Origin of the sequence: Psychrobacillus sp. AK 1817 (assembly GCF_008807035.1) — a bacterium.
Lineage (GTDB): Bacteria > Bacillota > Bacilli > Bacillales_A > Planococcaceae > Psychrobacillus > Psychrobacillus faecigallinarum.
Window position 1 is genome coordinate 3,125,497 of record NZ_CP031739.1, and the last position, 19,972, is coordinate 3,145,468.

The following is a 19,972-nucleotide window of genomic DNA, read 5'->3' on the forward strand; positions in this document are numbered from 1 at the left end:
TAAATATGTAAAAGTCGCTCCTAAATCGAAGAATATAGCTCCAAAACTAAGTTTGCGCCCCTAAAATGGAGAAAAGCGCCCGTTAAGTTTTAAAAATTGCCCACTTAAAAGTGTGAATATTCGATTATTTTTAAATGAAAATACAATTTTGTAGATGTTGAAAAGGGGTTGTTTTATTTAGAAAAAAATGGGTATTTTTATTTAATACAATGACTCTTTATGATATTTTTATAATGTGGAATTAATAGGAATTTGATGAATTTAATCTCAATCTATTATGATATAAAGTCCTTTGTTTCTCTAAAAACTTTAGTTGTTTCGAACGAAACCTTCTATTTTTTTATTTAGAGGGTTTGTTTTTTAAAGTTTTGGGGCAATACTCTAGAGAGTTTACGAAAAGAGGTACAAAGGAGGAACTTTATGTTCAAGGTTAGGACTATTTTATTCGTTGCGCTAATTACTTTAACTACAAACTCAGTAGCGCACGCATCGAATGTTTTATCCCCTACGGATCAAAGGGATGAAATGATTCTTCTTACCGACGCTTCAGACCAAAGGAATTTAGTAGACGAAGAAACTGACTTAGAAACTGACTTAGAAACTGAGATGGACGATTTTAATATACATTTTGATGACTTATATGCAATGAAATTGCTTATGAAAATTCGTTCTGAGCCAGTAATTTACACGGTTACCGAGGGGGACAATCTCTATAGGATTGCTCTAGCAAATGATTTGTCACTCAGCGAACTTATGAATATGAATAATATAACAGGAGATTTAATATTTCCAGGTGATGAATTAATAGTGAAGCAAGGAACTGGGAAATCGGAGGATTCACCGAAGAGACAGGTGATGGGGGTTACTGCTCCACCAAATGAGCCAGTAGCTCCAAGCTCAGCATCGACAAAGATTGAAGTATCTGCACCAGTTGTAGCAGAAGCACCAAAAACAGATGGTTCCATTGAGATGACGATGGAAGCAACAGCCTATACAGCCTATTGTACAGGATGCTCGGGTACAACTGCCTACGGTATTGATTTAAGAGCCAATCCCGAAGAAAAAGTAATTGCCGTTGATCCACGTATAATTCCACTTGGGACAAGAGTATGGGTAGAAGGTTATGGAGAGGCAATTGCAGGTGATACTGGTGGGGCTATTAAAGGTAATAAAATTGATGTATTTATGCCATCCTATGAAAATGCAATGCAATGGGGTAGAAAGCAAGTTAAATTAATCATTTTAGATTAAGTTAGAAGCCTATGTAAATATTACATAGGCTTTTTCTCTGGTCGAAGATAAAGCACTTGTGAAGATTTTCAAAATGAAGGATAATGAGAAAATTAATATTTACGTAAAGGGTGTTATAAAAAATGGACGATGTACAAGTTAAGCAAGTGTTGAATACGCATCACAATACTTTGGAAAATCGAGGACGCCTACTAGTAAAATGTGTAGATAAGCCGGGTATTGTATCAGTGCTATCTACTTTTTTATATGAGCATGAATGCAATATCATAGAGTCTAGTCAGTATTCAAGCAATCCTGAGAATGGGATGTTCTTTATACGAATTGCGTACCACGGGGACAACTTAGTGGCAAAGGCAGCTAAAATGGAAAAGGATTTTGAGGAAGTAGCACATACCCACGGAATGGAATATAAGTTTTCATATCCAGCACAGCGAATTCGTTCTGCAATCTTTGTCTCTCAAGAACCACATTGTTTAATTGAACTTCTATGGGAATGGCAAAATGGTGATCTGGACACTGATATTGTTGTTGTCATAAGCAATCATGAAACGGCGCGCCCGATGGTAGAGTCTTTAGGAATTCCATTTCACTATATTCCCGCTAACAAAGAAATTCGTAAGCAGGTGGAAGAGGAGCAGATTCGATTAATGGAGCAATATGAGGTGGATTTATTAATCTTGGCACGATATATGCAAATACTCACTCCTGATTTTGTTGCTCATTTTGAGAATCGCATTATCAATATCCACCATTCATTCCTGCCAGCATTTATAGGAGCTGGTCCCTATGAACGTGCATATGAACGAGGAGTAAAGCTGATCGGTGCTACCTCTCATTATGTAACAAACAATTTGGATGAAGGGCCAATCATCGAACAAGATGTGGAACGAGTAGACCATCGGGATGATGTGACTGATCTTAAGAAGCTTGGACGTCAAATCGAACGACGAGTGCTAGCAAGAGCTGTAAAATGGCATTTGGAAAACCGAATAATTGTAGAGGGCAATAAAACAATCGTATTTCATTAAATAGAACCCATAGTGGGAGCTTTAATTAGTAAATCGCTAGAGATTTCAAGCGAAGGAAATATAAATAAAAAACCTGTATCGATTTATCTCGATACAGGTTTCTTTTATATATTACCTTTAGCAAGCCAAGGTAAAAAGCCATCTAGGAATCGTTCAGTTGCGGGCATGAAATAAGAGCCAAAATGATAGTCTGGGTCAAGTGTAGTAATAATCCAAGTACCCTTTGTGCTGACCTTATCAACGTAAAGAACAGCTCCTCCGTCCTCAGTAGTAATCAGCTTTTGAGCACCTTCCTCTGGCCAAAATACACCGTGCTGGTGCCAAGTTGCATCTTTCAAGGTTATATAGTTGAACAAATCATATTTTGGATCAGCTAACACTAAACCACTTTTTGCGTCCTTTTCTAGCCACCACCAAAAATTAGTCTCACGTTCTTCCCATTTTTGATTTGGGAGCCATTCCCAGGGCTGAGGCCCAAAGGCTAATACAATTCCTCCATCATTAGCAAAAGCATGAATTTTCGCCTTCGCATTCATCAATAAATGCTCATTCAATTGAGAGGGCACAAACAATACATCTACTCCCTCTAAAGAAGCATCCTGGAATTCAGGGAAATAGATTAGTCGGTCAATGTATTGCTTATATTTTGGTTCATTAAAAGTCCGGTGATGAGGCGCATGTCCACTGTAAATCACGGCAATTTTTCTCATTTGGTGCTGCCTCCCTTTTGTAATACCTGATATTCATCTTGAATCCATTGAAGCAGCTGAGTGCTAATGCGATCTGTCGATTTATTTTGCATGCGATGAGCGAAAAGATCTCGACCAGAATGGACTAAAATCGTGCCTTTCGTTGATTGTCTATCAATATATGTAATAGCCATTCCGTCTCGGAAAGTCAGAAGTACATCTGAACCAGCTGGAACAGGGGAGTGTGTCACCCTAGCAAAGAAGCCTGCCACACCTTTGTTATAGGTCATATCATCCGTGTCTACTCCTTCAAAAATGGGATGATCTATTTTCTTATATACATTGTAATCTTCATGGGATTCAATAGTTCTAGGAGTAAAAATAGGACAACCAGGAAGCCACTCTCTAAATAAATGTCCCCCGAAAATAACAATTTTACCTGCCTCTAAAAAGACTTGAATAATTGCTCTATTTTTATATAAATACTCTTGGTCTGCAAAATCGTGAACTACTATACAGCAGTATGGCTCTAGATTATGTTGAGTTAATTGGTATTGATCGATAATCGTAAAATGTTTGTTCATGAAAGGATTGGTACGGTTGGACAATCCAAAGGCATGACCTGGATCCAAATATAGAATACTGTTTGAGTTAGCCAAAAAGAGCCCTCCATTTAATTTAATTGATAACTATTCTCATTTGTTTGCATCATAACACAAAAATTAAAAATATGAAAAGACAAAATTTTACTATATTGCATTCTGAATATTATTTTTTTAATAAGCTTTCTTGACCTTTTGGGATAATTATTATAAGTTAGTTAGTAGTTGAAAATGATTCTCAATAAGAAACGGGGACAAATGTAATGAGGAAACGTACATATAGATATTTAATTGCATCGGCTTCCATAGCGTTATTGCTAACAGGCTGCGGTAATAATGATAATGAAGTGGGCAGTAAGGATTTAGAGGCTAGCCAAGAAACGAAGCTAATTGTAGACGAATTAAATAGAGAGGTAGAGATACCAGGAACATTGGATAGTATTGTAATGGGTGGAATACTACCATACTTCTCTACATGGTTTATCGCTACAAATTCTACTGAGGAGATTGCAGGGATACATCCAAATTCTTATAATGCAGCTTCCCACTCTATTTTAAAGGAAATTTCACCATCTATTCTAGATGCTAAAACGAACTTTATTGAAAATGGTGAAGTAAATGTAGAGGAGCTATTGTCTTTAGATCCAGATGTATATTTTGAGATTGCTAATCAAGAAAAAACGGTGAAAAAACTTGAAGATACGGGTATAACAACGGTCGCTTTAGACACTGCTACTGACTCACTTAACCCGCTAGATACATTGAATCGCTGGTTGACCTTAACTGGAGAGATTACTGGTGTAACAGATCGACCTGCAGAGATAATTGCAGAGGGTGAAGAAAATCAACAAATGATTTATGACACGTTGGACGAAGCAGGTATTGAAGAGAAAGATATGCCTCGAGTAATGGTATTGCAATACCATAATAATGGAGAGATTTCTGTAGCTGGAACAGGTATGCACGGTAACCGTTGGTTGAACTCTACTGGTGGAATTGATGTTGCAGCAGAAGAGGTCGATGGTATTAAAGCAGTAAATATGGAGCAAATTTATAAATGGAACCCTGATATCATTTATATCACTAATTTTACAGAAACTCAGCCTGAGGACTTGTATAACAACGTTTTCGAAAGCCAAGACTGGAGTGAAGTAAAGGCAGTTCAAGATAAAAAGGTTTATAAAATGCCGCTCGGTATTTATCGCTGGTATCCACCAAGTGGAGATGCACCATTGATGCTAAAATGGATGGCTCAAAAAAATCATCCAGATTTGTTTACGTATGACATGAACGAAGAAATAAAAGACTATTACAAACGTTACTATAGTTATGATTTAACTGATACACAAGTGGAAGAAATTCTAAATCCACCATCGGAAGCAGCAAAATACTAATACAAAGGTGTCTTAAAAATGAAGTCTAAATTAATCAAGATATTACTTTGGACATTGCCTGTCATAGTTGGTCTGATTTCGATTGGGGTAGGCCGGTATCAAATTGATTTCATTGTTCAAATCAAAATATTACTTTCACAAATAATTCCAATGGATCAAACATGGTCTAATATGGAAGAAACAGTCGTCATGAATGTCCGTTTGCCGAGAATTTTATTAGCTATGCTGATCGGTGGAGGTTTATCTATCGCCGGTGCAGCGTTCCAGGGAATGTTCGCCAATCCTTTAGTTAGCCCTGATATTTTAGGTGTTTCCGCTGGTGCAGGATTTGGTGCATCAATTGGAATTTTGTTATTCGGTAATAGCTTTACGATGCAAATCATTGCATTAGTAATGGGGATGCTTGCAATTGGCTTCACATTTTTAATAGGTGGAGTAAAACGAGATATGCCTATATTTATGCTTGTCCTTGCAGGAGTAGTTACTAGTGCATTGTTTCAGGCCTTAATCTCTCTCGTGAAGTTCCTAGCTGATCCTGAAGAAAAGCTGCCAGCAATAACATATTGGTTGATGGGTAGTCTTGGTACTGCAAGCTATAGCGATTTAATGATTGGTGGACCAATTATTTTGGTTGGAATACTAATTTTGTATGTGCTGCGCTGGAGATTGAATATCCTTTCCCTTTCGGAGGAAGAGGCATTATCATTAGGTATTTCTGTAAACAAGCTGAAATGGCTAATTATTTTAGGGGCAACCTTGATCACTGCGGCAGCAGTTTCAATAGCTGGTATCATTGGCTGGGTAGGGCTGATTATCCCACATATCGCTCGAATGATTGTAGGGAGTAACAATCAATATGTCCTTCCTGCATCTATTTCCATAGGAGCAGTATACTTATTAGTCATTGATAATCTTGCTCGAAGTCTAACGGCAGCTGAAATCCCACTTTCTATTTTGACAGCTATTATCGGAGCTCCTTTTTTCGCGTATTTACTTCGTAAAACAGGAGGTGGCTGGAAATGATATTACAGGTAAAGGACGGCAATTATTTTTACAAAAAAGCCAAAAATCCTGATGCTCAAAAACTACTTTATGCAAATGATATCAACTTTGAGCTTCATCCTGGTCAAATATTGTCCATACTTGGCCCAAATGGTGCAGGGAAGACAACTCTATTAAAATGCATGATGGGTTTACAGGATTGGAAAAGAGGGGCAACCTTACTCGATGGCGAGCCGCTTTCTAATATGAATTCTAAGGAAGTCTGGACAAAAATTGGTTACGTTCCTCAAGCTTCGAGTATGACGTTCAGCTATTCCATTTTAGATTTAGTGACGATGGGAAGAGCAGTTTACATTCGCTCATTCGCCCAGCCATCTAAAAAGGACTATGCTTTAGCGTTAGAAGCATTAGACTCTGTAGGCATCAAGCATTTAGCAGAGGAATCCTGTACATCTGTCAGTGGGGGAGAACTGCAATTAGCATTAATCGCTCGAACATTAGTGGCAGAGCCAGAAATTTTAGTATTGGACGAACCTGAATCGCATCTAGATATGCAAAAGCAAAAGATTATACTACAAACAATTAAAAGGTTAGTGAAAGAAAAAGGGTTAGCCTGTGTCATCAATACACACTATGCCAACCATGCATTTTATTTAGGAGATAAAGTTTTAATGGTCGCCAAAGAAAAGCCAGTGATAACCGGAAGTGTTTCTGAGGTTATGACGGAAGAAAACATTTTGAATTATTTCCAAATTGAAGTAAAGCGTCTAAGACATGAATTGGACGGACAGGTTTATGAAACCGTGGTGCCTACATATTTCGGAAATGATACTTATTAGGGGCGAGTTGAAGAAATCAGAAAAGAGTAGACGTTTAAATGTCTATTCTTTTTTATATAATCTAAGATTTGTACTGTTTAGGATACACATATAAAATATAGTTGCATAAAATGAAGTAATCCATTAGTAATGAAATCTATTAGTAAAAAGCAGAGAAGTAAGGCATATTTGACCAGTATGAGTTGAATATGCATTGCTTTCTGTATATAATAACAATAAGCAAGTAAGTTAAAGGACTGGATACTGCAATATCCAGTCCAACAATATGCAGACCGCAGAAAGAGCGGTTGGTCCTAGGTCAGAAATAACCGTCAAACCTTTGCCAGGGGACGGTTATTTCTTTTTTATGAAGAAAATAATCAATGTCACTACGATAGAAAAAGCTGTTAGAAAGACAGCACTTAGCTGCATTAACAAATTCATCGTTTCGTAAATTGTCATTGGCATCACCCCTTTGAAAGAAGTGACCGCCGCCCAACCTGGTATGCAATTGCTTTTTCTATTATAACACATTTCAGAACAAATGTTCTTGTTCGTAAAGTTTTTATTTAGAAAATATTTACTGAAACATCAAAAAACCGCCAAAATGGCGGTTTTTAAATTTCTATCTGCATTGGTTTTTTTGCGCGGATATCTCCTAGCAAAAATTTACCATATGGGATAACGTTTTGAATAATGACCGAAATAATAATTGGAATTAGAGTACATAATATAGTGTAACCGACGACTCCATATTCAACGTAATCGTTTAGAATCATGTCCGTAAAAATATGTAAGTACATAATTGCAATGGAATGATTTTCGATTTTTCTTAACCAATCTAACGAAATAATCTTCGTAACTCTTTGGAAAAGACCGACAATGACGATGATAAAGGAGATCGGAACGATTAAATCTAATAACATATGGTCATATCGTAAAAATTTCATACTTAGCTTATAATTGATTAATCCGTTTTGGTCAGCTAGAATCATACCAAACGCTACAAAGCTTGCACTGAAAAGCCAAGGCTTGGTTACATTCATCCAAAGAGATTTACCATAATAACCTAAGGAGAAATATACAACTGCCATTAATACTACATCTAAATTCCATACCATTGGAATAGATTGTGCTGACTCTACTGCAGATTCACTAATTACTTCTCTAGCAAAAATACTTTGCAAATGTGCAGCTAAATAGCAAATAGCGATTAGGCTTATTTGTTTTGTTTTGCTTAAATATTTAGTCATCCACATAAATAGTAAATACGTAAAGAATAAAGTGGTTACAAACCAGAAAACTCCGTATGCACCTCGTACAAATCTTCCTGCAATAATTAGCTTCCATAAATCTTGAAGATACCAAGATATATTATAATTACCTTGAGCTACCTCCATTCCGTAACGAATGCTGGTAATGGATAAAAGGAAAAATAGATACGGAACCATAAGCTGTAAGAATCTCTTTTTGACGGTTTTATTAGATGCTTCATCTTCTTTAATTTCCTTAAAAAATATACCGCTTAGCAAGAAAAAAGCTGGCATGTGAAACCAATAGATATATTTGGATAATGGGAAGTTTAGTTCACCAGGATAATGACCTATAACTACTAAAATCATTAAAAAACCCTTTGTGACATCTACCCAAGTAACTCGTTTTTTATTCATGATGTTCCTCCAAGGCAGTCTTATATGTTTGTATAACCGTTTTTTAGTGAATATAAACTTATAGAGCACTATAAAAATATAAAAATTAATAGATTGGAGGTTTGTAATATGACTACTGTCGTTTGCTTTGGTGATAGTATCACCGCAAGAAAAGAAGGTTACCCTGCTCCAGCGCTAACGTTTAAGCTATCTCATAAATTGCCTGACTATGACTTTATTAATGCTGGAGTTTCGGGAAATACAACCGAACAGGCAATCGAGCGCTTTGCCGCAGATGTTATTGCAAAAAAACCTGATTTTGTCACTGTTCTGTTTGGAGCCAATGATTCTGCCTCACATCGATTAGTAGACATTGAGCAGTATAAACGAAACTTATGTACATTTGCTAAAGTAATTGGTCCCCATAAAACTATTCTCATCACACCAGCTCCTGTAGATGAATTCTTACAAGAAAATCGCACTAATGAGAGACTACAAAGGTATGCAACTGTAGTAAATGAGGTCGCCAAAGAAACTGGAAGTCAATATATCGATTTTTTTACCGCTATGTATTCCAGAGAAAACTACAAGGAGCTTTTAATTGGAGAAAAAGATGATGGCCTCCATTTTGGAGAGGCGGGATACGAAATATTGTCTGATTTAATCGCAAATAAGCTCGTAGAAATAAATCGAGATCCACCAAAAAAAGGGCTTTTTGAAAAGGTCATTAGCTTATTTTTTGAAAAAGAAAAATGATTTTCTCATCTGTATGTTATCGCTCGCTTTGGGAAACTCTATAAACGAGAATTCATATGAAGGAGTGATAGCAAATGCTTCAGCTTAACACAGAACTAGAAGGTAAGTTCGCAAATTTTGGAGATTTACAGGATCGTATCTCAAGTCTAGGCTATTCAATCGGAGGAAACTGGGATTACCATAAAGGTAGCTTTGACTCTATCCTCTGTCGCGAGGAAGGTGAAACAATCTACCTTCGAATTCCCTTTACAGTGACTCAAGGGATGCTTGATGATTCTGATGCACACATTAGATTCCAGTCCCCCTATTTGATTAAGCATGTCGTAAACGTCGGTTTAGATAAGGATGAAAATTCATTGCTTACCACTACTGGCTTCGATCAGTTTCAGACGCCTGTTGATCAGGATGGCAATATCACTGACAAAAACCGCTGGGAGCATGCTGGAGAGCAGGAAGTTCAAAAAGTGCTTCGATTACTGCAATAAAATCTTACTTAGGACTGTCTCACAAGGGATGTGAGGCGGTCCTTTTGCGTTTTGGAGTGTTTGGAGAAAATTTGCATGGGAGAGGGAGAGAGAGAGGGAGAGTAGATTGGGGATTGTAGTAAACTGGAAGGGGATTGTCGCAAACTACGAGGGAATTGTAGTAATTCAGGCATGAATTGTCGTAAAAAACGATTGGATTGTAGTAAATCAGAGGGAAAATGTAGAGCGGATATAGGATTGTAGTAAACTACGGGTTGATTGTAGTAAACCAGACGCGAATTGTAGTAAACCAAGCGCGAATTGTCGTAAAAAACGATGGGATTGTAGTAAAACAGCGGGAAATAGTAGAACAGATTGAGGAATGTCTTAAACCGTTCGAAGTCCAGTGAGCGGACTGTTTATTGCAAAACAGATTTTCGTAAATTTGTTTAAGAGATCTCTCGACAAAAATGCCCTATAGTTACATTATGAGCTGTAATTCTTTATAATAGAGTCAAATAGATTTGTACTTGAAAGGAAAGCGATCGACGATGTATGAACGATTGATTGATTCGGAGCAGGAGACGGAAGCATTAGCCCGACAACTCGCTGAAAAACTAAATCCTGCAGATGTCCTGACATTAGAGGGAGACCTTGGAGCGGGAAAGACAACTTTTACGAAAAGTGTGGCGAAGGGGCTTGGAATCACGAGAAATGTGAACAGTCCGACGTTTACTATATTGAAGCAATATGAGGGCAGACTGCCTTTAAATCATTTGGATGTGTACCGATTAGCTAATAGTGATGAAGATTTAGGCTGGGACGAGCTATTTTATGGTGAAGCGGTAAGTATTATCGAATGGGCTCATTTAATACAGGATGATTTACCATCAGAACGTTTAGCGATACAGATTCACCGACTAGAAGGAGACAAACGCAGATTTACGTTTGAACCCTTTGGGAAACGATATGAACAATTATGTGAGGAGCTTTTTGAATGATTTGGTTAGGAATAGATACATCTCATACACCGCTTGCAGTAGCAATCGTGAAAGATGGACAGGTGCTTGCGGAATATAAATCCTCAGTGAAGGTAACTCATTCTATTGGAACGATGCCCGCGATAGAGGAACTCATGAAAAAAGCTAACATCAAGCCGAGTGAGCTAAATGCGATTGCTGTTGCAAAAGGCCCGGGCTCGTATACGGGAGTGCGAATTGGTGTAACAATTGGCAAAACGCTTGCATGGACGCTGAACCTTCCGATTTACTCTGTTTCAAGCCTACAGGTGCTAGCTGGGAACGCGCCATATTTCCAAGGAGCAGTTTGTTCAATTATGGATGCGCGACGTGGAAATGTATTTGCAGGAATTTATGTAAACGGAGAAACAGTGAAGGAAGCTCATATGTCGATGGTAGACCTGTTAGCTTTGTTAGATGAAATGGAGCAGCCGGTTTTATTTGTTGGGATGGATGTAAATCTTCATTGGGAACAAATAAATGAGGTGCTTGGTGATAAGGTAAAACAGGCGGGAGCGGCGTTCTCCTTACCAAGTGCAGCTGTTCTAATAGAAATTGCTCAAAGCATGGAGCCGATAAATGTACATACAGCGGTGCCAGAATATTTGCGAATAACTGAGGCAGAGGCAAACTGGATGAAAGAGCAGAAGAAAAATGGAAACTAAGACTATCACCTATCGCAAAATGACAATAGAAGATATTGACCAGGTTCTTTTAATAGAAGAAGAAGCATTCACTCTTCCTTGGACTAGAGAAGCATTCGAGCATGAAATGACGACCAATCTATATTCCTACTATTTAGTAGCAGAGACAGAGGAAAAGGATATTGTCGGCTACTGTGGAATGTGGATTGTTATGGATGAAAGTCATATCACGAACGTGGCTGTTGCTGAGCGTATGCGAGGACATAAAATTGGGGAAGGCTTAATGCGCGAGGCTATTCGTGTCGTGAAGGAGCAAAAAGTAGTCCTCATGACATTAGAGGTGCGCGTATCCAATATAGTCGCAAAAAACTTATATTATAAGCTAGGCTTCCAAGACGGAGGCATTCGAAAAAACTATTATACAGATACACAAGAGGATGCTCTTGTAATGTGGGTGGAATTCAAATGACAAAAGATCAATATATATTAGGAATAGAAACGAGCTGTGATGAAACCGCAGCTTCCATCGTCAAAAATGGAACAGAGATTATAACCAATGTAGTAGCATCTCAAATAGAAAGTCATAAACGATTCGGTGGAGTAGTGCCTGAGGTTGCTTCTCGACATCATGTGGAGCAGATTACGCTTGTTATCGAAGAAGCATTGAAGCAAGCGAACATGACACCGCAGGAACTAGATGCAGTAGCGGTGACTGAAGGACCTGGACTGGTTGGGGCACTTTTAATAGGAATAAACGCAGCAAAAGCATTCGCGTTTGCAAATGACCTTCCTTTAGTAGGCGTCCACCATATCGCAGGACATATTTACGCAAATGCATTAGTCCAACCGATGGAATTCCCATTGCTTGCTCTAGTAGTTTCGGGAGGGCATACCGAGTTAGTATTGATGAAGAAAGACGGTCAGTTTGAGCTAATCGGAGAAACACGCGATGATGCAGCTGGTGAGGCTTATGATAAAGTTGCAAGAGTTTTGAATCTTCCTTATCCGGGTGGTCCACATATTGATCGTCTGGCGAATGAGAGCGATGAAGCAGTTTCATTTCCAAGAGCTTGGCTAGAGGAAGGCTCTTATGATTTTAGCTTTAGTGGCTTAAAATCGGCAGTCATCAACTATCAGCATAATGCGGAGCAACGTGGGGAAGAGATCAATCCAAACCACCTAGCAGCTGGATTCCAGCAAAGTGTAATAGAAGTACTGACTACTAAAACCGTACGAGCAGCTAGAGAGTTCAATGTAAAGCAGGTAATTGCTGCTGGTGGAGTAGCCGCAAATAAAGGACTTCGTAAATCTTTAGAAGAAGCCTTTGAAAAAGAAAACATTCCATTCTATGTACCACCTATAAATTTATGTACAGATAATGCCGCAATGATCGCAGCCGCTGGGAGCTCTAAGTACTCAGCAGGGCAAACGGGAGATTTGTCGATGAATGGAAGACCAGGGTTAGAACTAAATAGTTGGAACTAAATGAAATCCTCTTTTCTTCGACAAGAAAAGAGGATTTTTTACCACGTATTATTTCTGTTGTCAATAGAGAACATTCGTACTTATGCACAATCTGTGAATAACTTGTTAGTAAGTTGTGTTTTTTCAATATATTGTGGTTATTTATGCTTACACCTTGTGGAAAAGTTTGTTTTAAAACTGTGGATAATGTGGATAAACCTGTTGATAGATTGATATAACAGTATTTTTGATGTTAATAAATATGTGGAAAAAGAATTTGTTGAAAAAGGTACTTGACCTATATATATGCCAGTGTTCGACAAAATACAACAAGGCTATTATATATGCTTTCAGAAGGAGCGCAGAACAATCTCCAAAAATCGGACGGTTTGAGCAAATAATTGGACAGTTCACCCCAAAAATTGGTCGGTTTCTCTCTAAAATCGGACCGTTCGACATTATTATTTTTCCCCATATAAAAAAAGGTAAACCGAGTCAATCGGTTTACCCTGTAATCTCTTCTAATTGTTCCTGTAGCTCCAGCCATTCGTTGGAGATTGTGTCTTGCTTTACCTTTAGTATATCCAATTCGCCTTGTAGCTTTTGGACTGCCTCATGATCCTGGAATATCTCTGGATCACATAGCTTCTCTTCTATAGAAGCAATTTCTGAATCTATGGAAGGAATCTGTCCTTCTAGTTCCTCAATTTGACGACGTAGCTGGCGTTCCTTTTTCTTCGCCTCTTTATCAATTGTAGACGTATTGACCTTTTGAACTACAGTGTTTTGAACCACTGCATTTTCCATGGCGATTTCCTCGAGCTCTTCCTTTTTCTCTAAATAATAATCATAGTCTCCCAAGAAAAGGGTGGCATCATCAGAGGAAAGTTCAATTACCTTCGTTGCAATTCGATTAATAAAGTAACGGTCATGTGATACGAAAATAATCGTTCCTGGAAAATCAAGCAATGCATTCTCCAAGACTTCCTTGCTGTCTAAGTCTAAATGGTTAGTAGGCTCATCTAGTACAAGTGTATTCGACTTCAATAGCATGAGTTTTGCAAGTGCAAGTCTAGCCTTTTCTCCACCGGATAGATTAGACACAGTTTTTTGCACATCGTCTCCAGAGAAGAGGAAGCGACCTAGCACATTGCGTATATCTTTCTCATTCATCAGAGGCCATTCATCCCATAGCTCTTTAAGGACGGTTTTATTGCCAGTAAGAGCTGCCTGCTCCTGGTCATAGTATCCAAATTGCACATTTGTGCCGTATTGAATATTACCACCAGCTGAAGGGAGCTGCTTCATAATAGTTTTTAGCAAGGTGGACTTACCGACACCATTTGGTCCAACCAAAGCGATGCGGTCTTGCTTATAAACGGAAAATGAGATGTTAGAGGAAACGGTTTTATTTGGATAACCTACAGCAATATCCTCTAAACGCAGAACATCATTACCGCTAGGACGGTCAATGGTAAAGCCGAAGTTAGCGGATTTCTCATCGCCATCTGGGGCATCCATCCAGTCAGTTTTCTCGATAACCTTTCTTCGAGATTGTGCCATCTTCGTTGTAGAAGCACGCGCCAGGTTACGGCTAACAAAGTCCTCTAGCTTTGCTTTTTCCTCCTGCTGCTTCTCATATTTCTTTTTATCGAGCTCATAATTTTTCGCTTTCTGCGTTAAATACGCGCTATAGTTACCTACGTATCTCGTAACGTTATGACGTGAAACCTCATACACTAAATTTACTACCTGGTCTAGGAAATATCGATCATGGGATACAATCAAAATGGCACCACTATAGTTTTTTAAATAGTTTTCAAGGAAGCTGAGTGTTTGAATATCTAAATGGTTCGTAGGCTCATCGAGTATAAGCAAATCGGGCTTGCTCAACAGCATTTTAGCTAATGCTAATCTCGTTTTTTGTCCCCCGGATAACGCTTGTACTGGCTTATCATAATCCTCAGGGAAAAATTGCATACCATGTAAGATGGAACGGATATCCGATTCAAAGCGGTATCCACCAGCCTCATTAAAGGCAAGCTGAAGCTCGTCATAGGTAGCTGCAACTCTAGCATAGGCTTCTGAATCTTCATAGATAGAAGGGTCAGCCATTTGTGCTTCTAGTGAGCGCAGTTCTCTTTCAGAATCAATCAAATGACTAAAAATCGATTTCATTTCCTCCCAAATCGTCAGCTTCGATTCAAGACCCGCATGCTGCTCTAAATAGCCCAGTCTAATATTTTTAGGCATAATAATGTCACCGGAATCGTATGACATTTCTCCAGCAATTATTTTAAGTAAAGTAGATTTTCCCGCACCATTACGCCCAACCAGTGCAACTCGGTCGCGGTCTTGAACTTCTAACTTTACGTTTGTTAATATATCTTCACCGTTAAAGGATTTAGTTACTTGGTTTACTTGTAAAACAATCACGTTAATTTGCACCTCAATTCTATCCTAAGTGTAATAGATAGGACTTGTCGTTGCAACGTTCTCCCTTTACAATAAAAGAAAGGTAACGTGTAAAAATGAATTTGCCTTATACAATAGGAGGACACTTATGAAACGTGATGTACCTCGCATCCCTCAAGCGACAATGAAACGACTTCCTTTATATTATAGATTTTTACAAAGCTTTCATAATGCAGATCATAAACGAGTTTCATCCCAACAGCTAAGTGAAGCGATGAAGATAGATTCAGCAACCATCCGAAGAGATTTTTCTCATTTCGGTGCGCTAGGAAAGAAAGGGTACGGCTATGATGTGCCCCATCTACTTGAGTTTTTCAGAAAAACACTAGACCAAGATGAGGCGGCACGGGTCGCACTAATAGGTGTTGGTAGCTTAGGAACAGCTTTTGTAAAATATAACTTTCAAAAAAACCATAACACTAGAATTGTAGTGGCATTCGATACGAAGGCACCACTCGAAGGAACGATTATTAGTGACATTCCTGTATTTCATTCTAGTGTGATGTTGGAAAAGCTAAAGGAATACGGAATTGAATTAGTGATTTTTACACTTCCAAGTCGTGCGGCTCAGGAAGTAGCTGATCTTTTAGTGGGCTCTAATGTAAAAGGAATTTTAAACTTCACCCCAGTCCCAATAAGTACTCCAGATGAGATTCGCGTACATACGATTGACCTTTCAGTTGAACTTCAAACACTCATCTACATGATTCGAAACGAGATCTAAGAAAAGCGCAAGCGCCTATGTCTGCCCCGACAAGCAAATGGAGAAAAGCAAGGAGGCAGTTCCTCAGCCACCGGAGCTTTTATCCATTTGACCTCGAGGGGCAAGGCTGCTTGCGCTAGACAAATAAGAAAAGCGCAAGCGCCTATGTCTGCCCCGACAAGCAAATGGAGAAAAGCAAGGAGGCAGTTCCTCAGCCACCGGAGCTTTTGTCCATTTGACCTCGAGGGGCAAGGCGGGCGCTGATACCAATCTTATAAGAAAAAAAGCCTTCGACTATTATCTAGTCGAAGGCTTTCCTATTTATATTCGCTTTTTAGTAGGGAATAGATAGCAAGATCGATATAGCGTCCCTTTTCAAACTCATGCTGTCTTAGGACACCATCTTTGTGAAAGCCTAGCTTACTCAAAAGGTGAAGGGAGGCAACATTCTCTGAAGTGACCTCAGCTTCAATTTTGTTCATGTTCATATCATGAAAGGCAAAATGAATGATGGGCTTAAGCGCCTCCGTCATAATTCCCTTTCCCCAAGCATTAGGTGAAAGATCATATCCAATTTCTATACGCTTATGCTCAGTCTCATAGTTTAAATAACCACAAGTACCGATTACTTTTTGGGTTATTTTATCTTCTATTACCCAGCGCATACCAGTTTGTTCGAGAAAAATTTTCTCGTACCAACTAATTTCGCCCTTAGCATCTTCAACAGAAGTAAAGGGACCGATGGCCATATACTGTACTACGTTTTCATTAGAATATAACTCTAAAATGTCCTTTGCATCCCGTTCGATTGCTTTTCGGAGGACGAGTCTTTCTGTTTCTATTGTAGGAAAACTTACAAATGAAAAAGTCATTATTATTACCCCTTATTGCTGCAACTCAGCAAGTCTTTTTAAAAAGTTGACGATTTCTTCATTATACAGCTGAACAATTACTACGAATCCATTAAGTAGCATATGGGCAATAATAGAGGTGATTATTCGCTTTGTTTTATAGTAAATGAAAGCGAATATAAACCCAGACACAGCATATATTAGTATGTGTGTGAACTCAAAGTGAATGACGGCAAAGGACAGTGAGCTAACGAGCGCTGCTACAAAGAAGTTCGTTTTAGGCAGTAAAGTTCCGAAAATGATGCGACGGAATATAAGCTCCTCTAAAATAGGTGCGAAGAGCACAATGGAGAAAAAGACAAAAGGTACTGAATTGCCAAGATCCATAAACTGCGACGTATTTTCAGAACCAGCTTCTATACCAAAAAATCTAATTTCAATATTAGCAGCTAATGTTTGGCCGTACAAAACCATGAGAAAGCCAAGAATTCCCCAGCCAATTGCTCCGGGAAGACCAGATGCCTTCCCTTTTAGAGGTCGTATAAAATTCTTGTCTTGGCGAATCATAAGCAAGGTGATAGCTGTAGCAATTCCCATTCCAAGGAAAACCCACCATCCAGAAGCTAAGTACCTTGCGTTTTCTAAGCCGAAATAGTTAAAGATTATTAGTAGAAGAGGAGCAAATAATGCACCGGAGAGCTGCATCACACAGTAGGTGATTAATATGTATAAACCTGTCTTTTGTTGTTTCATCTAAATATCCTTTCTATTTATAGCAGTTGCTTTTATAAGTTTACTAATCAGGATAGTAAATAGATAATCTTGCTTTTGTAAGATGTACTAGCCTTAGCCTTATTGTAAAGGAAAACTAAAATAAAATCGCTCCTTAGCCATTTTATAATCATCTTTAATAGTCAACTTTAGTATCTTCGTTTTCAAAAACTAGAAGCCTCATAGGTTTTAAACCAACTGAGGATTAGAGCGTTAAAAATTATTAAAAAAAATGATGTTCTCACTTGCAAATTCTTCTAAGTTTAATTATTATTATAAGTGTGTTAGCACTCAAAGTGTGAGAGTGCTAATAAAAATAAATTCAACTATTTTAGGGAGGTAGTTTCACTTGTTAAGACCATTAGGTGATCGTATTGTAATCGAATTAATCGAAGCTGAGGAAAAAACAGCATCTGGCATCGTACTTCCAGACTCTGCTAAAGAGAAACCACAAGAGGGTAAAGTCGTTGCAGTAGGTACTGGACGAGTACTAGAAAACGGAAACCGCGTTGAATTAGACGTAGCAGAAGGGGACCGTATTATCTTCTCTAAATATGCTGGAACTGAAGTGAAATATGAAGGCCACGACTATTTAATCTTACGCGAAAGCGATATTCTTGCTGTAATTGGCTAATAAAAGAACTTAAAAAGAAAAATTAGGAGGGCATATTAACATGGCAAAAGAAATTAAATTTAGTGAAGACGCTCGTAGCGCAATGCTGCGTGGGGTAGATAAATTAGCAGACGCTGTAAAAGTAACTTTAGGGCCAAAGGGTCGTAACGTAGTTCTAGAGAAAAAATTTGGTTCACCACTTATCACTAACGATGGTGTAACAATCGCAAAAGATATCGAGCTAGAGGATGCATTCGAAAACATGGGTGCGAAATTAGTGGCAGAGGTTGCTTCAAAAACTAATGACATCGCTGGTGACGGTACAACAACTGCAACTGTTCTTGCACAATCTATGATTCGTGAAGGACTTAAAAACGTAACTGCTGGAGCTAACCCAGTTGGTATTCGTAAAGGTATCGACTTTGCTGTAGCTTCTGCTGTGACAGAGCTAAAAGCAATCTCTAAACAAATCGAAGGTAAAGAATCTATCGCTCAAGTAGCTGCTATCTCATCTGGTGATGAAGAAGTTGGTGAGCTAATCGCTGAAGCTATGGAGCGCGTTGGTAACGATGGAGTTATTACAATCGAAGAATCTAAAGGATTCACAACAGAGCTTGATGTGGTAGAAGGTATGCAATTCGACCGCGGTTATGCTTCTCCATACATGGTAACTGATTCAGATAAAATGGAAGCTAACCTAGACAATCCATATATCTTAATCACAGACAAAAAAATCTCTAGCATTCAAGAAATCTTACCAGTGCTTGAGCAAGTAGTTCAACAAGGCAAACCACTTTTACTTATTGCTGAAGATGTAGAAGGGGAAGCATTAGCTACTCTAGTAGTAAACAAATTACGCGGAACATTCAATGCAGTAGCTGTTAAAGCTCCTGGATTCGGTGACCGTCGTAAAGCAATGCTTGAAGATATTGCTATCCTAACTGGTGCAGAAGTAATCACAGAAGATTTAGGACTAGACCTAAAATCTGCGAACATCACTCAACTAGGACGCGCTTCTAAAGTAGTAGTAACAAAAGACAACACAACAATCGTAGAAGGTAATGGAGATACGAAAAACATCGCTAGCCGTGTTGCTCAAATCCGTGGCCAATTAGAAGATACAACTTCTGAATTCGATAAAGAAAAACTTCAAGAGCGTCTTGCTAAGCTTGCTGGTGGAGTAGCTGTAGTGAAAGTAGGAGCAGCAACAGAAACTGAGCTAAAAGAACGCAAACTTCGCATTGAAGATGCACTTAACGCAACTCGCGCAGCTGTAGAAGAAGGTATCGTATCTGGTGGTGGTACTGCACTAGTAAACGTATACAACAAAGTAGCTGAGCTTGCAGAAACAAAAGAAGGCGACGTAGCAACTGGTATTCGTATCGTACTTCGTGCATTAGAAGAGCCGGTTCGTCAAATCGCTAACAACGCTGGTTTAGAAGGATCTATCGTAGTAGATCGTCTAAAACGCGAAGACATTGGCATGGGCTTCAACGCAGCAACTGGCGAATGGGTGAACATGATCGACGCAGGTATCGTAGATCCAACTAAAGTAACTCGTTCAGCTCTACAAAACGCTGCATCTGTAGCTTCTCTATTCTTAACTACTGAAGCAGTAGTAGCAGACATTCCAGAACCAGCAGGAGCAGGCGGCATGGGTATGCCTGACATGGGCGGAATGGGCGGCATGATGTAACCTGCCGTATGAACCCATAATATGAATGGGTTTGTATGTAAGATTAAATTGAATTGCTAACATGAGGTTATTAGCGGGGGCTT

At 38.8% G+C, this 19,972-nt stretch carries 20 protein-coding genes; 14 read left to right on the plus strand and 6 right to left on the minus strand.

The window, feature by feature from the left end; all coding sequences use genetic code 11:
* The first annotated feature begins 420 nt into the window (after positions 1-420).
* Both D0S48_RS21195 and purU read left to right on the plus strand, forming a co-directional pair.
* Positions 421-1,251 carry a 3D domain-containing protein gene (locus D0S48_RS21195; protein WP_191963817.1) on the plus strand — a complete coding sequence of 277 codons (831 nt, stop codon included), beginning with the start codon at positions 421-423 and terminating at the stop codon, positions 1,249-1,251.
* Between the two features lie 122 nt (positions 1,252-1,373).
* Positions 1,374-2,279, plus strand: a complete 906-nt coding sequence (purU, locus tag D0S48_RS15675; protein ID WP_144540597.1) for a formyltetrahydrofolate deformylase — start codon at positions 1,374-1,376, stop codon at positions 2,277-2,279.
* Between the two features lie 104 nt (positions 2,280-2,383).
* Here purU and D0S48_RS15680 read toward each other — a convergent pair whose 3' ends face one another.
* Entirely contained in the window at positions 2,384-2,989 is a 606-nt protein-coding gene (locus D0S48_RS15680) for a hypothetical protein (protein WP_151112578.1), read from the minus strand.
* Positions 2,986-3,627 (minus strand): phosphate starvation-inducible protein PhoH, encoded by a 642-nt coding sequence (locus D0S48_RS15685; RefSeq protein ID WP_151112580.1) that lies wholly within the window; start codon positions 3,625-3,627, stop codon positions 2,986-2,988. The genes D0S48_RS15680 and D0S48_RS15685 overlap by 4 nt, the downstream gene beginning before the upstream one ends.
* A gap of 206 nt (positions 3,628-3,833) precedes the next feature.
* Between D0S48_RS15685 and D0S48_RS15690 the strand changes: the two genes are divergently transcribed.
* The 3 genes from D0S48_RS15690 to D0S48_RS15700 are packed head-to-tail and all read left to right on the plus strand — an operon-like array spanning position 3,834 to position 6,805.
* Positions 3,834-4,964: an ABC transporter substrate-binding protein gene (locus tag D0S48_RS15690; RefSeq protein WP_151112582.1), complete on the plus strand. Its 1,131-nt coding sequence runs from the start codon at positions 3,834-3,836 to the stop codon at positions 4,962-4,964.
* 18 nt (positions 4,965-4,982) lie between these two features.
* Positions 4,983-5,987 carry a FecCD family ABC transporter permease gene (locus D0S48_RS15695; protein WP_151112584.1) on the plus strand — a complete coding sequence of 335 codons (1,005 nt, stop codon included), beginning with the start codon at positions 4,983-4,985 and terminating at the stop codon, positions 5,985-5,987.
* On the plus strand, positions 5,984-6,805 hold the full coding sequence (locus tag D0S48_RS15700; protein WP_151112585.1) for an ABC transporter ATP-binding protein: 822 nt from the start codon (positions 5,984-5,986) through the stop codon (positions 6,803-6,805). The genes D0S48_RS15695 and D0S48_RS15700 overlap by 4 nt, the downstream gene beginning before the upstream one ends.
* Before the next feature lie 596 nt (positions 6,806-7,401).
* On the opposite strand, the gene D0S48_RS15705 is transcribed toward D0S48_RS15700, so the two are convergent.
* Positions 7,402-8,454 carry an acyltransferase family protein gene (locus D0S48_RS15705; RefSeq protein WP_151112587.1) on the minus strand — a complete coding sequence of 351 codons (1,053 nt, stop codon included), beginning with the start codon at positions 8,452-8,454 and terminating at the stop codon, positions 7,402-7,404.
* A 108-nt stretch (positions 8,455-8,562) separates the two neighbouring features.
* On the opposite strand from D0S48_RS15705, the gene D0S48_RS15710 reads away from it, so the two are divergent.
* The 6 genes from D0S48_RS15710 to tsaD all read left to right on the plus strand — a co-directional run bounded on the left by D0S48_RS15710 (position 8,563) and on the right by tsaD (position 12,801).
* On the plus strand, positions 8,563-9,189 hold the full coding sequence (locus D0S48_RS15710) for a GDSL-type esterase/lipase family protein (protein WP_151112589.1): 627 nt from the start codon (positions 8,563-8,565) through the stop codon (positions 9,187-9,189).
* A 74-nt stretch (positions 9,190-9,263) separates the two neighbouring features.
* Positions 9,264-9,674, plus strand: coding sequence for a YugN family protein (locus tag D0S48_RS15715; RefSeq protein ID WP_151112591.1), 411 nt, complete (start codon positions 9,264-9,266; stop codon positions 9,672-9,674).
* 530 nt (positions 9,675-10,204) lie between these two features.
* On the plus strand, positions 10,205-10,654 hold the full coding sequence (tsaE, locus tag D0S48_RS15720; protein ID WP_144540623.1) for a tRNA (adenosine(37)-N6)-threonylcarbamoyltransferase complex ATPase subunit type 1 TsaE: 450 nt from the start codon (positions 10,205-10,207) through the stop codon (positions 10,652-10,654).
* The gene (gene tsaB / locus D0S48_RS15725; protein ID WP_151112593.1) at positions 10,651-11,337 is read left to right on the plus strand and encodes a tRNA (adenosine(37)-N6)-threonylcarbamoyltransferase complex dimerization subunit type 1 TsaB; all 687 of its coding nucleotides are present in this window, start codon (positions 10,651-10,653) and stop codon (positions 11,335-11,337) included. The genes tsaE and tsaB overlap by 4 nt, the downstream gene beginning before the upstream one ends.
* Positions 11,327-11,785: a ribosomal protein S18-alanine N-acetyltransferase gene (gene rimI, locus D0S48_RS15730; protein ID WP_151112595.1), complete on the plus strand. Its 459-nt coding sequence runs from the start codon at positions 11,327-11,329 to the stop codon at positions 11,783-11,785. The genes tsaB and rimI overlap by 11 nt, the downstream gene beginning before the upstream one ends.
* Positions 11,782-12,801 carry a tRNA (adenosine(37)-N6)-threonylcarbamoyltransferase complex transferase subunit TsaD gene (gene tsaD, locus D0S48_RS15735; RefSeq protein WP_151112597.1) on the plus strand — a complete coding sequence of 340 codons (1,020 nt, stop codon included), beginning with the start codon at positions 11,782-11,784 and terminating at the stop codon, positions 12,799-12,801. The genes rimI and tsaD overlap by 4 nt, the downstream gene beginning before the upstream one ends.
* A gap of 483 nt (positions 12,802-13,284) precedes the next feature.
* Here the strand turns inward: tsaD and D0S48_RS15740 are convergent, their stop codons facing one another.
* Positions 13,285-15,216: an ABC-F family ATP-binding cassette domain-containing protein gene (locus D0S48_RS15740; RefSeq protein ID WP_144540635.1), complete on the minus strand. Its 1,932-nt coding sequence runs from the start codon at positions 15,214-15,216 to the stop codon at positions 13,285-13,287.
* A 127-nt stretch (positions 15,217-15,343) separates the two neighbouring features.
* On the opposite strand from D0S48_RS15740, the gene D0S48_RS15745 reads away from it, so the two are divergent.
* The gene (locus tag D0S48_RS15745) at positions 15,344-15,979 is read left to right on the plus strand and encodes a redox-sensing transcriptional repressor Rex (RefSeq protein WP_144540638.1); all 636 of its coding nucleotides are present in this window, start codon (positions 15,344-15,346) and stop codon (positions 15,977-15,979) included.
* 296 nt (positions 15,980-16,275) lie between these two features.
* Here D0S48_RS15745 and D0S48_RS15750 read toward each other — a convergent pair whose 3' ends face one another.
* Together D0S48_RS15750 and D0S48_RS15755 are read right to left on the minus strand one after the other, a co-directional pair.
* Positions 16,276-16,830 carry a GNAT family N-acetyltransferase gene (locus tag D0S48_RS15750; RefSeq protein WP_151112599.1) on the minus strand — a complete coding sequence of 185 codons (555 nt, stop codon included), beginning with the start codon at positions 16,828-16,830 and terminating at the stop codon, positions 16,276-16,278.
* Between the two features lie 12 nt (positions 16,831-16,842).
* Positions 16,843-17,562, minus strand: a complete 720-nt coding sequence (locus tag D0S48_RS15755; protein ID WP_151112601.1) for a CPBP family intramembrane glutamic endopeptidase — start codon at positions 17,560-17,562, stop codon at positions 16,843-16,845.
* Between the two features lie 367 nt (positions 17,563-17,929).
* On the opposite strand from D0S48_RS15755, the gene groES reads away from it, so the two are divergent.
* On the plus strand, positions 17,930-18,214 hold the full coding sequence (groES, locus tag D0S48_RS15760) for a co-chaperone GroES (RefSeq protein ID WP_144540647.1): 285 nt from the start codon (positions 17,930-17,932) through the stop codon (positions 18,212-18,214).
* Positions 18,215-18,254: 40 nt separating this feature from the next.
* Positions 18,255-19,889: a chaperonin GroEL gene (gene groL, locus D0S48_RS15765; RefSeq protein WP_144540650.1), complete on the plus strand. Its 1,635-nt coding sequence runs from the start codon at positions 18,255-18,257 to the stop codon at positions 19,887-19,889.
* Positions 19,890-19,972: the final 83 nt, after the last annotated feature.

What these genes read in the sequence shown, in the direction of transcription:
- groL (WP_144540650.1), top strand. Translation starts at nt 18,255, where the DNA reads ATGGCAAAAGAAATTAAATTTAGTGAAGACGCTCGTAGCGCAATGCTG.
- tsaD (WP_151112597.1), top strand. Translation starts at nt 11,782, where the DNA reads ATGACAAAAGATCAATATATATTAGGAATAGAAACGAGCTGTGATGAA.
- D0S48_RS15750 (WP_151112599.1), bottom strand. Translation starts at nt 16,830, where the DNA reads ATGACTTTTTCATTTGTAAGTTTTCCTACAATAGAAACAGAAAGACTC.
- D0S48_RS21195 (WP_191963817.1), top strand. Translation starts at nt 421, where the DNA reads ATGTTCAAGGTTAGGACTATTTTATTCGTTGCGCTAATTACTTTAACT.
- D0S48_RS15700 (WP_151112585.1), top strand. Translation starts at nt 5,984, where the DNA reads ATGATATTACAGGTAAAGGACGGCAATTATTTTTACAAAAAAGCCAAA.
- tsaB (WP_151112593.1), top strand. Translation starts at nt 10,651, where the DNA reads ATGATTTGGTTAGGAATAGATACATCTCATACACCGCTTGCAGTAGCA.
- tsaE (WP_144540623.1), top strand. Translation starts at nt 10,205, where the DNA reads ATGTATGAACGATTGATTGATTCGGAGCAGGAGACGGAAGCATTAGCC.
- D0S48_RS15705 (WP_151112587.1), bottom strand. Translation starts at nt 8,454, where the DNA reads ATGAATAAAAAACGAGTTACTTGGGTAGATGTCACAAAGGGTTTTTTA.
- D0S48_RS15690 (WP_151112582.1), top strand. Translation starts at nt 3,834, where the DNA reads ATGAGGAAACGTACATATAGATATTTAATTGCATCGGCTTCCATAGCG.
- D0S48_RS15680 (WP_151112578.1), bottom strand. Translation starts at nt 2,989, where the DNA reads ATGAGAAAAATTGCCGTGATTTACAGTGGACATGCGCCTCATCACCGG.
- D0S48_RS15715 (WP_151112591.1), top strand. Translation starts at nt 9,264, where the DNA reads ATGCTTCAGCTTAACACAGAACTAGAAGGTAAGTTCGCAAATTTTGGA.
- D0S48_RS15745 (WP_144540638.1), top strand. Translation starts at nt 15,344, where the DNA reads ATGAAACGTGATGTACCTCGCATCCCTCAAGCGACAATGAAACGACTT.
- purU (WP_144540597.1), top strand. Translation starts at nt 1,374, where the DNA reads ATGGACGATGTACAAGTTAAGCAAGTGTTGAATACGCATCACAATACT.
- rimI (WP_151112595.1), top strand. Translation starts at nt 11,327, where the DNA reads ATGGAAACTAAGACTATCACCTATCGCAAAATGACAATAGAAGATATT.
- D0S48_RS15710 (WP_151112589.1), top strand. Translation starts at nt 8,563, where the DNA reads ATGACTACTGTCGTTTGCTTTGGTGATAGTATCACCGCAAGAAAAGAA.
- D0S48_RS15695 (WP_151112584.1), top strand. Translation starts at nt 4,983, where the DNA reads ATGAAGTCTAAATTAATCAAGATATTACTTTGGACATTGCCTGTCATA.
- D0S48_RS15755 (WP_151112601.1), bottom strand. Translation starts at nt 17,562, where the DNA reads ATGAAACAACAAAAGACAGGTTTATACATATTAATCACCTACTGTGTG.